The sequence below is a fragment of the Mucilaginibacter sp. genome (assembly GCF_035492695.1).
GTDB lineage: Bacteria > Bacteroidota > Bacteroidia > Sphingobacteriales > Sphingobacteriaceae > Mucilaginibacter.
Genome location: NZ_DATJJC010000032.1, coordinates 17,552 through 30,762, shown reverse-complemented (window position 1 = coordinate 30,762; position 13,211 = coordinate 17,552). Strand labels below are relative to the sequence as shown.

Here is a 13,211-nt window from a genome sequence, read left to right as displayed (position 1 = left end):
CGCGCTTATGTAAAAATCTTACTGCTTAAATTTTTTGCAGTTTCTTATTTCGGTTTTGATGCTCTTGTCTTTTAGCCAATCTAAATCAGTCAAATGTACCTGTGTGTCAAAAGATAGCTCTTTTAAATGCCTCATTTCATTGATAGGTAAAAGATTTTCAATCATAAGTTGTCGCACCCACATAAACGATAGCTTTTCAATTTTGCCAATGTTTGGTAGGTTGGATAAATTCTTTGTCCCGCCAAGCATGAAATGTAGTTCTTTCAGTTCGCTTAATGGACTTAAAAAATCGAGACTCTTTAAAGTTTGCATTGAAAAGGTGAGATTTTCAAGCCAGGGCATTTGTCCTACTATTTCGATGTCTTTGGGTTGGTTAAAAATAAATAGATTTTTTAGGGCGGCCTGTTGAATAATAGGCTTTAAAGAAACTTTGTGTGTTCCGATAGCCAAAACGTTCAATTTTAAATATTTGTTGATTTTCTCAATCTCATTGGTCTTGAATAAGTCTGTAGTAAGATTTTTCAAGTTTGGAAGATTTGATAGAAAGTCCAGGCTGTCGAAAGCCCCTTGCCCATTTAATGCAATCCTCAAACAAATATTTGGTTTAGAGGGCAAAAGCATTTCGTTGATGTAACGGAGGGTCTTGTCATTTAATTTATTGCCTGCAAATTGAATTTGACTAAGTCTTTCCGCGCCAATTATCAAGTCATGGTCTTCTTTTGTTAAGTCGTCATAGATATTCAGAACGCCCCCAATTGTTAAAGCGAAAGTGTCTGTATAAATGGGTGTAGTCGAGCTTAGCGCCGGACTACTTTCAATCATTTGTCTAACAGAGTAAGTCATAATTTAGCGCCTAGACAATCGTATTCGGCGCCGGGTTAAAGCAAACTTCCCAGCGGTTTCCCTCCGGGTCGGCGAAGAAGCCGCTGTATCCACCCCAAAAAGCTTTTTTTGGCATTTTTACAATATCCACATTCAGGGCAGCTAACTTTTGTAAAGTTTGATCAACACGCTTGGGCGAATCGAGGTTGACAGTTAAGTAAAAGCTCTTTTCCTCTGAACTCACGGGTTGCATGCCGGAATATTCTGTAAAAACATCCGTTGCGCAAATGGTCAGGATAGTGTTGTTCAGCCTGAACATCACCACTTTGTCATTTTGCGTCAGTATTTTCCATTCAAGCACCTGGTTGTAAAATCTTTTTAACGACTGGATGTCCTGTGCAGCAATGGTTATCGCATTTATCTGTGGTTCCATTAATTGTTGTTTAGTTAAGCGGCTTAAAGCCGGGGAACGTAAGCGAAGCCTCGGCTAAATTGCCATACGGAATGCAATCGCACACAGCAAAATATTCACTCCACATTTGCCGCACGTTCGCGTTTTCATGTGCCTGCCGGATAGCCTCGTCCGACAGCCATTCAAAAACTTCGACGATGGTGCCATCGGCCGCCTCTGCGATAATTGATTCACGGTCGGTTACCAGCATTTCCGCACGTAACCGGGGCATATGGGTTTTCATTAGCGCCTTAAGCTCTTCGGCCATACCTTCTTTAGGTTTATAGGCGACTATTACGATACGTCCCATAATAATAGTTTAATAAAGCAAGGTACAAACTTTAAAATATTGCAGATGTTGATTAGATAAATAAAATCAAAACCATGGCGAAGAATGTAGCGGACCAACTGGTGGAAATGCTGGTAAATGCCGGTATTAAAAGAATATATGCGGTAACTGGCGACAGCCTGAACGAAGTGAATGACGCAGTACGGCGGAACGGTCAGATACAATGGATACATGTGCGGCACGAGGAAGTAGGTGCTTATGCTGCCAGTGCCGAGGCGCAATTAAGTGGCTTGGCCTGCTGCGCAGGCAGCAGCGGGCCGGGGCATGTGCACCTGATCAACGGATTGTATGATGCGCACAAATCCGGCGCGCCGGTTATAGCCATTGCCTCTACGGTAATGAGTACCGAATTCGGATCGGAATATTTCCAGGAAACCAATACCATGAAGCTTTTTGACGATTGCAGTTGCTATAACCAGGTAGCTACCACACCGGCGCAGCTTCCCCGGATGTTACAGGCAGGTATCCAGCATGCTTTGCACAAAAAAGGTGTGGCCGTTGTTGGGTTGCCCGGCGACCTCGCTAAAATGGATGCGGAGGACATCATCACTTCTGTGCAAAATTACAACCCGGTGGCCGAGGTAAAGCCGTCTGACGATGACTTGAAGCAATTTGCTGAATTAATACAGCAGCACAGTAAGATCACGATATTTTGCGGCATCGGCGCCTCGGATGCCCACGACGAAGTGGTCGAACTTTCCGGGCGGCTGAACGCTCCCGTGGGATATTCCTTCCGCGGGAAAATGAGTATTCAGTATGATAATCCGAACGAGGTGGGAATGACCGGCCTGCTCGGCTTGCCGTCGGCATTTCATAGCATGAATGAGTCGGATCTGCTGATCCTTTTGGGTACAGATTTCCCATACACCCAATTTATGCCGGTCGATTGCAAGATAGTGCAGGTGGATATCAAGCCTGAGCGCATTGGTCGCCGCGCAAAGGTGGATATAGGTTTATCCGGTTCCATAAAAGATACCTTACGGGCTTTGTTGCCGTTATTGCCGCAGAAAGCCGATAATAGTTTTTTGCAGGCTCAGCTGAAACTTTATGCCGAGGTAAAAAAGAACATGCAGACTTATGTAGATGACGGAGGGGTAAAGGAACTGATACACCCTGAATTCGTGGCTAAAATGATAGATGGTATCGCTGCTAAGGATGCCATCTTTACGGTAGACACAGGTATGTCCTGCGTATGGGGTGCACGTTACATCAACGCCACAGGCAAACGCGAAATGCTGGGCTCGTTCAATCATGGCTCTATGGCGAATGCTATGCCGCAGGCTATCGGTGCAGCCTTAACCTGCCCGGACAGGCAGGTGGTTGCCCTTTGTGGCGATGGCGGTATTTCCATGTTACTGGGCGATTTGGCCACCATCACCCAATACAAGTTGCCCATTAAGGTGATCGTGTTCAACAACCGGTCGCTGGGAATGGTAAAACTGGAAATGGAAGTTGCCGGTATACCCGACTGGCAAACCGATATGTACGACCCTGATTTTGCTATGGTGGCGCAGGCAATGGGTATGAAAGGCATGACAGTGAAAGACCCGGATGAAGTAAAACAAGCGCTGAAAGAAGCATTTTTATATAAGGGCCCGGTGTTGATCAATATCTTTACTGATCCTAACGCCCTGGCCATGCCGCCGAAAGTGGAGTTTGAACAGGTAAAAGGTATGGCGCTTTCTATGTCGAAATTAGTTTTGAACGGCCGGATGGATGAGGTAGTGGACACAATCAAAGCTAATTACAAACATTTGAAAGAGGTTTTTTAAATCGAGGATCTTAACTCCGAAATTTACAGTCGGCTCCTGACTTAAGACTTTCGACTCAGGACTTGGAAGAAACCCACCATTCCGAATTCAGCGGACCTATAGCTTCAGTTGGCTTGCCCGGCTCAGGTATAAACAGGTCGATATGTTTTTCCTCGCCGTATTGCAAAAGCCTTTCAATAGGCTCGTACCATGCATGGGTAGACAGGTTAAAAGTACCCCAGTGAATGGGCATCATCAGTTTACCTTTCAACGCCAGGTGCGCGTTCGATGCATTGTCTGGCCCCATGTGTATGTCGGGCCAGTATTTGCCGTAGGCGCCTATCTCGAGCATCGTCAGGTCGAACGGGCCATAAACTTTTCCAACATCTGCAAAACCGTCGAACCAGCCCGAATCGGCCCCGAAAAAGATATTATGCTCGGGGCCCTTGATGACGAAGGCGGCCCACAAAGTTTCATTACGGTTGACAATGCCGCGGCCGGAAAAGTGCCTTGCAGGCACTGAGGTCAATATCATATCCGGGGCTATCATAGCACTATCGCCCCAATCCAATTCGGTGATAAGATTAGGATCGATGCCCCATTTTTCCAGGTAGTTCCCCACGGCCAGCGAGGTAAAAAAAGGTATATTTTTACCCGCAAAAAATTTGATGGTCGCTTTGTCTAGGTGATCATAATGATCGTGCGACAATAAAACAGCATCCAATTTTGGCAACATGTTTAACGGTAATGGCGGCTCAAAAAAACGCTTCGGGCCCATAAAAGACAGGAACGATGCGCGTTCGCTCCATACCGGGTCGGTCAATATCCGTTTGCCGTCAATTTCTATCAATAAACTCGAGTGCCCTATCAGGGTGATGCGCAAACCGCTTGCAGGTTTCTTTTTATAAACGGACGGATCTGTTGTAAACGGGCCAAGGGGTATTTTGGGGATAGTCTCTGCCTTATTGCTTATATATTCGTTTAAAATAGGAAAGAACTTGTTAAACCCGACCTCGTTTGTCGGAACAGGATTTAGAAATTTGCGGCCCTTTTTGCGGGCACTATTTAAATTCATGCGCAAGTATCGTTATTATAACTAAGTTACGCTTTAAATGCGGCGTAAGTTTGCCGTAAAACTGACTTTTGCGTCATCGCGATGTGTGCGGCCAATGCTCTGCATAATCGCTTTGCCCTGTAAACCAAAACGCCCATAATATTAATAACGGCTGCAATACAACCAGCCTTAACCAGGCCAAAAAGGGTGTAACAACCAGGTTGCCCAGTTTTAAAGGAGCGTTGCCGATCATGCTGATGTGCACCGGCAAAAATGCGATCAGCATTAAAATAATGCCCCATGCTGCAAATTTTCTTACTTTAGGAGCAGCCATCATTATCGCAAACAATATCTCGAAGCAACCGGCAAGAACATTAGCAACTGCCGGATAAGGAATATAAGCAGGAATGATGCGCAGGTACGAGGCAGGGTTACGGAAGTGATTGATGCCGGCAAACAGGTAAAATATTATAAATACGATCAGGCTGATCTTTTTAAAGGTTTGCATTGATCGGTATATCATCAGAACAGGATAACTGTATTGCGTTAAAATGGTTTGGAATACACAGAATTTGTTATTTAGAAACCTTCTAAATTGCTTTGAATGACAAAGTGTTGACACTACGCTAAGCTAATCCTGTTACTTTTGTTGGGCTAAAATTAAAACCGAGTTGAAGTATTTAAAAATAATTGCTTTTACGCACAAGCAGATCGAGCTGAAGGAATTGGGGAAATTGGTGATCTGCCAGGAGAACCTGACGGAGAAGCTGCAAAAGATAAAAGTACTGTTCGACATTCCGGAGATATTTTATGTTGCCACCTGCAACCGCGTCGAATTTGTGATGGCCACAGCTAACCCCATCGACAACGACTTCATTACAAAATTTATTCATGCGTTGGATATGGGCATCTGTTCCAACCATATCGATACTTTTATTAAGGGTGGGACAGTATATGAAGATAACGAGGCGCTGAACCATTTACTGCGTACCTCGTGCTCGCTGGAAAGCATGGTGGTGGGCGAAAAGGAGATACTGCCCCAGATGCGAAAGGCATATGAATGCTGCAAAGACGCGGGCCTGACGGGCGATTACCTGCGCATGGTGATGAGCACCGCGGTCAAAACTGCCAAGGAAGTTTATACCCACACCAGCATCGCCAAAAACCCTATCTCCGTCGTCTCTCTCGCTTACCGAAAACTTAAAGATCTTAAACAATGCTCCAATGCCCGTATACTGATCATCGGCGCTGGCGAAACTAACCGGAACATCTCCAAATACCTTCAAAAACATAAATTTTCCAATTTCGCAGTTTTTAACCGCACCTTATCCAAAGCCGAAGACCTGGCAGCCGACCTGAGCGGAGAAGCTTTCACCCTTGATGAATTACCGGAATACAAAAAAGGTTTTGATGTGATCATTACCTGTACATCCTGTAAAGAGCCCATCATTACCAGGGAATTGTACCGTAGTTTGCTGAATGGTGAAACGGATAAGAAAACCATCGTTGACCTGGCAGTGCCGAATGATACAGCGCCCGAAGTTCTGGCTGAGTTCCCGGTTAATTTTATCGAGGTGCAATCGCTTAACGATATTGCAAAAAAGAATATGCAGGAGCGTTACGAGGAATTGGTGCATGCCGAAAAGATAATTGAGCAAAATATCATCGAATTTGTTCCTATGCTAAAGCAGCGCCGCGTTGAAGTAGCTATGCGCGAAGTGCCTGAAAAGATAAAAGAAATACGAAAAACCGCGCTTAATACAGTTTTTGCCGATGAAGTTCAGAGCATGGACAAAGAGTCGCGCGAGGTGCTGGAAAAAGTGATCGCCTATATGGAAAAAAAGTACATCAGCGTACCGATGATCATGGCGAAAGAGATACTGATCAATTCCTGAGCTTAAAGCGGGAACTAAAACCTGCGATCAATTTAAAACTCCGAAGATAGCCCTTAACAAAGCCATTGCCAGCAGCAGTAAACATGTCCCTGCCGGTATACCTATTAATACGGCCACCAAGCTCATTACCCCGTCATTTGCCCGGGCTTGACTTTTTATCAGCTTAAGCATTTTATCGTTTTTAATTTCCTAAATAAACGATATTAATTGCTGGAAGTTAATCCCTAAAATAAGGTATGTCGATAGTAAAGAATAACTGATATTACCCCCGCAGTAAAGCAGAAAAGCCGCTTTTGACAGCGGCTTTCTGTAATAAGGAAACAGGATTAAATAATAGTAAGATCAGTTAGGGGGATTAATATCGCGATCAATTAAAAAACCAAATCACATGCTTGCCCAGTTCAAAGGCTGCGAAAAGCATGAGTGCCATAGCCAACAGGTAAATAAAAACAACTAATGCTTTGGTAGCTAAATCGTTAGAACGGTTCTGTTTTCTTGCTATAATATTCATGATCTTCATCGTCTTGCAGGTACATAACAAAGTAAATAAATTGCCCATTACGAAAATATACCTAAAATGAGTTATATATCTTACTGCAGGTTCGCACCGTGCTCATATTATAAATTAATCATCTAATCATCCCCGCAAAAAGCTAAATTTGCGGGCAAATAATCAAACCCTCTCTTGGACAGAAAACTTATCATCGGTACACGTGGCAGCGACCTGGCGTTGTGGCAGGCAAATTTTGTGAAGGACCGCCTTGCCGAAAACAATATTATTGCTGAATTAAAGATCATCAAAACACAGGGCGACCGTATACTGAACCTGAGTTTTGACAAATTGGAAGGCAAGGGCTTTTTCACCAAGGAACTGGAGGAAGAACTATTGGCAGGCACGATAGACCTGGCCGTACATTCGCATAAAGATTTGCCGACTGAAAATCCGCCGGGACTCATCATCGCTGCCGTATCCGAGCGCGAGGATCCATCTGAACTTTTGCTGATACTGAAGGACTGCGTGGATGTCCGCCAGAAAATGTCCCTTAAATACGGTGCCATAGTAGGTACATCATCCAACAGGCGTAAGGCCCAATTACTGGCTTACCGGCCCGACCTGGAAATAGAGGAACTTCGGGGGAATGTACCGACACGCATAGGAAAGCTGCGCGACGAAAAATACGACGCCATTATGATCGCCAAAGCAGGCGTAACCAGGCTGGGTATCGATCTCAGTGAATTTCATGTGGAGGAATTGACGCCGGTGGAGCTTGTACCCGCGCCGGCACAAGGTGTTTTGGCTATCCAGATACGCGAGACCGACCAGGAGCTGCTTAATGTCCTCCAAATATTGCACCACCCTGATGTGGCCGAGGCACTTGCCGTTGAACGCACGGTGTTGAAACTATTTGGCGGCGGCTGCCACTTACCACTGGGCTGTTATTGCCGCAGGGACGATGGAGTGTTCCAGGTATTCACCTCAAAGGCTAACACAGGCGAGGAGTTTCCTGACAGGTTGTTCTTGGAGTCGGAGACCTCTGATGGCCTGGCGGAAAAGGTGGTTGCCCGGTTTGATCCGCAGCGGAAATTTCCGATGAGCGTGTTTATATCTCGCGAGTTATCCGAGCACAGCTATTTCCGCAAAGCGCTGGAGAAGCATGATATAAAAGTTGAAGCACGGTCGCTCATCCGTACGGTACGCGTCATTAATAAACTTGATCCTTATATATTACGGGATATCGACTGGATATTCTTTTCGAGCAAAAACGCGATAGAATATTTCTTCCAGTTAGATCCGCAATTACCGCCCGATGTTAAATTCGGCGTGATGGGTGCCGGATCTGAAGAAGCACTGCGGCTGAAGGGTCACTTTACACAATATACCGGTGTAGGTATAGACACGGTTGACGTCGCTCGCGAATTCGCCAAAATAGCTAATGGTAAAAAAATACTGTTTCCCGGTTCCGAGAATTCGATGCGCAGCATCCAACAGGGCTTGTCGGCCGATACAAAGATCATAGATCTGCCAGTATACGAAACTGTACTGGAAGAAAACGTGGAAGGGACAGGGGCCGATGTGCTCGTGTTCACCAGTCCGTCGAATGTAGAAGCGTACTTTAGCGACAACTTGCTGGAGCCTAATCAGAAAGTGATCGCCATAGGCAAATCTACCGGGCGAAAATTCGATGACATGGGCACGAAATATATGCTGCCGTTCTCGCCCGACGAAGTTGGCCTTGCGGAAGCGGTATTTGGGTTATAACCCCGGCGTTAATTTTTACGGTATTTCACAATAAGCCTTGGATGCCGCGTCGCGTCACTATAATAACTTGAACAGAATATCCTGCTGGTGTATATATCCTCATGCTGAAGTTGCAGCTTAAACCCATAATTGGTATTATTTTTCACCATCGAGCTTACGATATCTTTCACATTCACATTGATGTTAAGATATGGCTGTGTGGTAGAGGGTACCACCACCTGGTTGTCCGGTAACCCTGCCGGCTGGTTGAACCACGTTAAAGTTGACGAATCCCAGGAAGTTGCAGCCTGTTGAATAAGCACCGAGTTATCGACACCGTAGTTGGCGTGTATCAGGTCACCGTTCATAGGGATGGTATCGGAATACATAACAAGTTGGGCTGACTGGATAGTTGCATTAGCCGGGATACTGCTGAGGTCGAATTTCAGAAGGTTCCTCACCGTAAACGGCACGCCATTAATGGTCCAGGCTGAAAGGGGCTCCTCAATAGACACGTGATTACTTGCGTCGACACTACCCAGTATCGCTATATTCGACTCGCCTGGATTATTTGCCGGCGACAGGTCGAGGGTTGTTATATCCGAAGGTTTAACGGTTACCGTTAACGTATCGATGCCCGTCGAACCTCCTTTGTCAATTACCATAAACTGGAACAGGTAGGTGCCTTCGGCCAGCTTTTTTGCCCATGCCGACTGTGAACTTTCGTTGATGATCGTAGCTTCGTTGGGCCCGGATATCTGGCTCCACAAATAGCCAACCACCGTATCGCCGGGTGTGCCGCTTTGCCCTGTTAATTGAACCGAATCCTGTGGTAAAGTTATTGTAACATCAGCCTCGGCCACAGCTACTGAATGCAGCTTTGTTTTTGTCTGATCTGAAGTTTTATCGGGAGTAGGAGCGATCTTTGTTTTTTGGCATGCGCTTATTACCAGCAGGCAACCTACTGCTAACGCGAGAAACGAAATAGGGGTTTTCATATGATCTAAGTATCCAGGTGGGATAAAGTTATAACAAAATTTTTAGTTATGCAAGTCAGTTCCCTGTCTGTCCGGAAGTTATTATGACAAAAATCATTTACAAGCCATAATGCATCTTTAGGCGGTTAATCCTTACATAATTGTCATGGTTTGTATAACTTTGTCATTCCGGGCGGGTACAGTATAATCCCGCGCCGTATATAAAAATGCTGCAACGACCAAGAAGAAACCGGAAAAGCGATGCTATCCGCCAAATGGTACAGGAAACGCATGTAAGCGCGGCCAACCTGATATTCCCCTTATTTATTATCGATGGTAACAACCAGAAAACCGAAGTGGCCTCAATGCCAGGGATTTACCGCCATTCGGTGGATAATTTGCTGCGCGAGGTAGAGAGCTGCCTGAAACTGGGGCTGAACGCTTTCGACCTGTTCCCGAATATCGAAGAATCGTTGAAGGATCAATTTGCTACTGAAAGCTACCGTGACGGAAGCCTTTACCTGCGCGCTATAGGCGAAGTAAAAAAGAATTTCCCCGAGGCTTGCGTGATAACCGATGTTGCCATGGACCCCTACAGCAGCGACGGGCACGACGGCATTGTTGAGAACGGCCAGATATTGAATGACGAAACGCTGGAGGTTTTGGGCAAAATGGCTTTGGCCCATGCACACGCGGGTGCCGATATTATTGCGCCGTCGGATATGATGGACGGACGTGTGGAATATATCCGGAACGTATTGGATGATAACGGTTTTACCGGGGTTTCTATTATGTCGTACACGGCCAAATACGCCAGCGCATTTTATGGACCGTTCAGGGATGCATTAAATTCGGCGCCAAAATTTGGGGATAAGAAAAGCTACCAGATGAACCCGGCTAACCAGCGCGAGGCGCTTATTGAGGCCGACCTGGATGAAGCGGAAGGCGCCGACTTTTTAATGGTAAAACCAGCTTTGCCGTATTTGGACGTTATTAAATTACTAAAAGATAATACCGAATTACCGATTGCAGCCTATAACGTAAGCGGCGAGTACGCTATGATAAAGGCCGCCATACAAAAAGGCTGGCTGAACGAACAGCGCGCCATTACCGAAGTACTCACCAGCATCCGCAGGGCAGGAGCGACGGCAATACTAACCTATCACGCGAAGGAAGTGCTGGAGAATAAATGGTTATAGAGCGAAAAGCAGAAAGACCAAAGCAGAAAGCTTTTTTGAGCTAAAAGCAAACTATTAGGAGCAGAAAATTAATATAATAACTAATATAAAATACAAGCTTTAAGCTTTATGCTTTTAGCTTTCAGCTAAAAAGAAATGCTTGATTCAATAAAAAAAATATTTTCGAATGAGGGTGACGAACCTGTTAACACAACAGGTAAGCCGGATATAAGCCGGGAGAAGTCGGCTGAACTGTATGAAAAATCGAAGACGTTTTTTCCAGGCGGGGTTAACTCGCCGGTAAGGGCTTTTAAATCGGTTTATGGCACACCGCTTTTCATATCCAAAGGTGATGGCTGCCATATATGGGATGCGGACGGCAATCAGTTTATCGATTTTTGCTGCTCGTGGGGGCCGCTTATACTGGGGCATAATCACCCAAAAGTTCGCGAGAAGGTAATCGAAGTAATGCAGAATGGGATGTCATTCGGCGCACCTACAGCTTTGGAGAGCGAGTTGGCTGAGCTGCTGCTGAAAAACAACAAGTTTATCAAAAAACTGCGTTTTGTAAGTTCGGGCACCGAAGCGGTAATGTCGGCTATCCGGTTGGCGAGGGGCTACACCAAACGCGATAAAATACTAAAGTTTGAAGGATGTTATCACGGTCATAGCGATTCGCTGCTGGTTAAAGCAGGGTCGGGCCTGGTTACTTTTGGCGAAACGTCATCCGCAGGGGTACCCAAATCCTTTGCCGATGAGACTATTGTTGTCGGACTGAACGATACGGCGGCATTGGACAAGGCCTTTGAAGAGTTTAAAGATCAGATAGCGGCGATCATCATCGAACCGGTACCAGCCAACAATGGTTTGTTGCTTCAAACCAAAGAATACCTGCAGTACCTGCGCGATATATGCACCAAAAACGGAACGCTGCTTATCTTTGATGAAGTGATCTCGGGTTTTCGCGTAGGGTTTGAAGGCGCTGCGGGGCACTATGGTATCCAGCCTGATATTATCACTTATGGCAAGATCATAGGTGGTGGTTTGCCTGTAGGTTGCTACGGGGCGTCGGCGGAGATCATGGGCAGTATATCGCCCGATGGGCCGGTTTACCAGGCGGGTACACTCTCCGGCAACCCCGTGGCCATGGCAGCGGGTATTGCCCAACTGACAGAATTGTTGCGTATGGGCTTTTACCGCGACCTGAACAACAAGACCGAAGAATTTACCGAGTCGATACAGCGTTTTGCTACCGCGAGAAATTATAAATTTAAGGTTTTCAGTATCGGGTCGATATTCTGGTTCGCGTTTACGGATAAAGAAACTATCGGCAGCGCCGAAGAGATCGACCCGGCCAGCATGGAGAAGTTTAAGATCATGCACCGCGAATTGCTGAACAGGGGTATTTACCTGGGTCCTTCGGGATATGAAGTCGGTTTTATATCATCGGCGCATACCAAGGTGGACCTGGAAAAAGCTAAACGTGCTATTTTTGAAAGTTTGGATTTAGTCTTCAGAAAGTAATAGCCTCACCCTAAATCCCTCTCCAAAAGAGAGAGACTTGATCAAGGGTGAAAAGATAAAATGAAATGAAAAGACCATTTGTCATTTTTTACGCACTCATTATTTATGCGTTAGCCGAGCTGACGTGGTGGGGTTATATGCTGGTACACCTGCAGCCCGAGCGGCGTGCTATGATCATGGGCGAGGGCAGTACCTTTATACTGGTGTTCCTGGTTGGGGCGATCAGCCTGCATAAGTCCATTAAAAAGGAGCGTCGGCTACAGGACCAGAAAAGAAATTTCCTGCTTTCGGTAACACACGAGTTAAAATCGCCGCTGGCATCTATTAAACTGTTATTGCAGACTATTCAAAAACGCGACCTGAGCAAACAACAGATACAAGACTTCATAGGTAAATCGCTATTGGACATCGAGCGCCTTGATGATATGGTAGAAAATATGCTGCTGGCATCGAAGATCGATAACCGGTCGTATACATTTCCGAAGGCTGAATTTAACCTGTCGGCATTGGTTGATAATGTTGTCAACCGGCTGCAACTGAACAAGTGCGACCTGACCCAGCAATTGATCAACGCTGAAATAGAGCCAAAGATCGCGATAACTGGGGACAAGTTTGCATTAACATCCGTAGTTACCAACCTGATAGAAAATGCTATCAAATATTCGGGGCCCTGCGAGGTGGTTGATGTAAGGCTCTACTCACGGGATAACAAGATATTTTTGGAAGTTGCCGACCATGGCATTGGCATATCGGATACTGAAAAACCACGTATTTTTGATAAATTTTACCGTGTGGGCAGCGAAGATACCAGGAACACCAAAGGCACCGGACTTGGCCTTTATATCGTGAAAGAGGTGCTGGATAAGCACGAGGCCAGCATAAAGGTAAGGGACAATGATCCTTCGGGAAGTATATTTGAAGTGGTATTTGCATAACCACAAATTGAAGCCAATTATTATAGGCCTACTCGT

At 45.7% G+C, this 13,211-nt stretch carries 12 protein-coding genes; 6 read left to right on the top strand and 6 right to left on the bottom strand.

Translation table 11 applies throughout. The features are described from left to right. Positions 1–18: 18 nt before the first annotated feature. The 3 genes from VL525_RS19130 to VL525_RS19120 are packed head-to-tail and all read right to left on the bottom strand — an operon-like array spanning position 19 to position 1,583. A complete protein-coding gene (locus VL525_RS19130; RefSeq protein ID WP_325388633.1) occupies positions 19–843 on the bottom strand; it encodes a hypothetical protein in 825 nt (274 codons plus the stop codon). A gap of 10 nt (positions 844–853) precedes the next feature. Continuing rightward, on the bottom strand, positions 854–1,255 hold the full coding sequence (locus VL525_RS19125) for a VOC family protein (protein ID WP_325388632.1): 402 nt from the start codon (positions 1,253–1,255) through the stop codon (positions 854–856). Positions 1,256–1,265: 10 nt separating this feature from the next. Continuing rightward, on the bottom strand, positions 1,266–1,583 hold the full coding sequence (locus tag VL525_RS19120; protein WP_325388631.1) for a hypothetical protein: 318 nt from the start codon (positions 1,581–1,583) through the stop codon (positions 1,266–1,268). A 74-nt stretch (positions 1,584–1,657) separates the two neighbouring features. On the opposite strand from VL525_RS19120, the gene VL525_RS19115 reads away from it, so the two are divergent. Further along, entirely contained in the window at positions 1,658–3,394 is a 1,737-nt protein-coding gene (locus tag VL525_RS19115) for a thiamine pyrophosphate-dependent enzyme (protein ID WP_325388630.1), read from the top strand. Between the two features lie 55 nt (positions 3,395–3,449). Here VL525_RS19115 and VL525_RS19110 read toward each other — a convergent pair whose 3' ends face one another. Both VL525_RS19110 and VL525_RS19105 read right to left on the bottom strand, forming a co-directional pair. Further along, a complete protein-coding gene (locus VL525_RS19110; RefSeq protein WP_325388629.1) occupies positions 3,450–4,448 on the bottom strand; it encodes an MBL fold metallo-hydrolase in 999 nt (332 codons plus the stop codon). Between the two features lie 73 nt (positions 4,449–4,521). Beyond that, positions 4,522–4,950, bottom strand: coding sequence for a DoxX family protein (locus VL525_RS19105; RefSeq protein WP_325388628.1), 429 nt, complete (start codon positions 4,948–4,950; stop codon positions 4,522–4,524). A gap of 148 nt (positions 4,951–5,098) precedes the next feature. Between VL525_RS19105 and hemA the strand changes: the two genes are divergently transcribed. Both hemA and hemC read left to right on the top strand, forming a co-directional pair. Further along, the gene (gene hemA, locus VL525_RS19100; protein ID WP_325388627.1) at positions 5,099–6,322 is read left to right on the top strand and encodes a glutamyl-tRNA reductase; all 1,224 of its coding nucleotides are present in this window, start codon (positions 5,099–5,101) and stop codon (positions 6,320–6,322) included. Between the two features lie 685 nt (positions 6,323–7,007). After that, positions 7,008–8,582 carry a hydroxymethylbilane synthase gene (gene hemC / locus VL525_RS19095; protein WP_325388626.1) on the top strand — a complete coding sequence of 525 codons (1,575 nt, stop codon included), beginning with the start codon at positions 7,008–7,010 and terminating at the stop codon, positions 8,580–8,582. Positions 8,583–8,590: 8 nt separating this feature from the next. Here hemC and VL525_RS19090 read toward each other — a convergent pair whose 3' ends face one another. Further along, positions 8,591–9,559 carry a DNRLRE domain-containing protein gene (locus tag VL525_RS19090; protein ID WP_325388625.1) on the bottom strand — a complete coding sequence of 323 codons (969 nt, stop codon included), beginning with the start codon at positions 9,557–9,559 and terminating at the stop codon, positions 8,591–8,593. Between the two features lie 206 nt (positions 9,560–9,765). On the opposite strand from VL525_RS19090, the gene hemB reads away from it, so the two are divergent. The 3 genes from hemB (at position 9,766) to VL525_RS19075 (ending at position 13,175) form a co-directional block, all read left to right on the top strand. Beyond that, positions 9,766–10,737, top strand: coding sequence for a porphobilinogen synthase (gene hemB / locus VL525_RS19085; protein ID WP_325388624.1), 972 nt, complete (start codon positions 9,766–9,768; stop codon positions 10,735–10,737). A gap of 135 nt (positions 10,738–10,872) precedes the next feature. Then, positions 10,873–12,240, top strand: a complete 1,368-nt coding sequence (hemL, locus tag VL525_RS19080; RefSeq protein WP_325388623.1) for a glutamate-1-semialdehyde 2,1-aminomutase — start codon at positions 10,873–10,875, stop codon at positions 12,238–12,240. Positions 12,241–12,305: 65 nt separating this feature from the next. Further along, on the top strand, positions 12,306–13,175 hold the full coding sequence (locus tag VL525_RS19075; RefSeq protein WP_325388622.1) for a HAMP domain-containing sensor histidine kinase: 870 nt from the start codon (positions 12,306–12,308) through the stop codon (positions 13,173–13,175). Positions 13,176–13,211: the final 36 nt, after the last annotated feature.

Bases quoted from the DNA above. Each gene is read 5' to 3' on its own strand.
- VL525_RS19115 (WP_325388630.1), top strand. From the start codon at position 1,658: ATGGCGAAGAATGTAGCGGACCAACTGGTGGAAATGCTGGTAAATGCC.
- VL525_RS19090 (WP_325388625.1), bottom strand. From the start codon at position 9,559: ATGAAAACCCCTATTTCGTTTCTCGCGTTAGCAGTAGGTTGCCTGCTG.
- VL525_RS19120 (WP_325388631.1), bottom strand. From the start codon at position 1,583: ATGGGACGTATCGTAATAGTCGCCTATAAACCTAAAGAAGGTATGGCC.
- VL525_RS19075 (WP_325388622.1), top strand. From the start codon at position 12,306: ATGAAAAGACCATTTGTCATTTTTTACGCACTCATTATTTATGCGTTA.
- VL525_RS19110 (WP_325388629.1), bottom strand. From the start codon at position 4,448: ATGAATTTAAATAGTGCCCGCAAAAAGGGCCGCAAATTTCTAAATCCT.
- VL525_RS19125 (WP_325388632.1), bottom strand. From the start codon at position 1,255: ATGGAACCACAGATAAATGCGATAACCATTGCTGCACAGGACATCCAG.
- VL525_RS19130 (WP_325388633.1), bottom strand. From the start codon at position 843: ATGACTTACTCTGTTAGACAAATGATTGAAAGTAGTCCGGCGCTAAGC.
- hemB (WP_325388624.1), top strand. From the start codon at position 9,766: ATGCTGCAACGACCAAGAAGAAACCGGAAAAGCGATGCTATCCGCCAA.
- hemL (WP_325388623.1), top strand. From the start codon at position 10,873: ATGCTTGATTCAATAAAAAAAATATTTTCGAATGAGGGTGACGAACCT.
- VL525_RS19105 (WP_325388628.1), bottom strand. From the start codon at position 4,950: ATGATATACCGATCAATGCAAACCTTTAAAAAGATCAGCCTGATCGTA.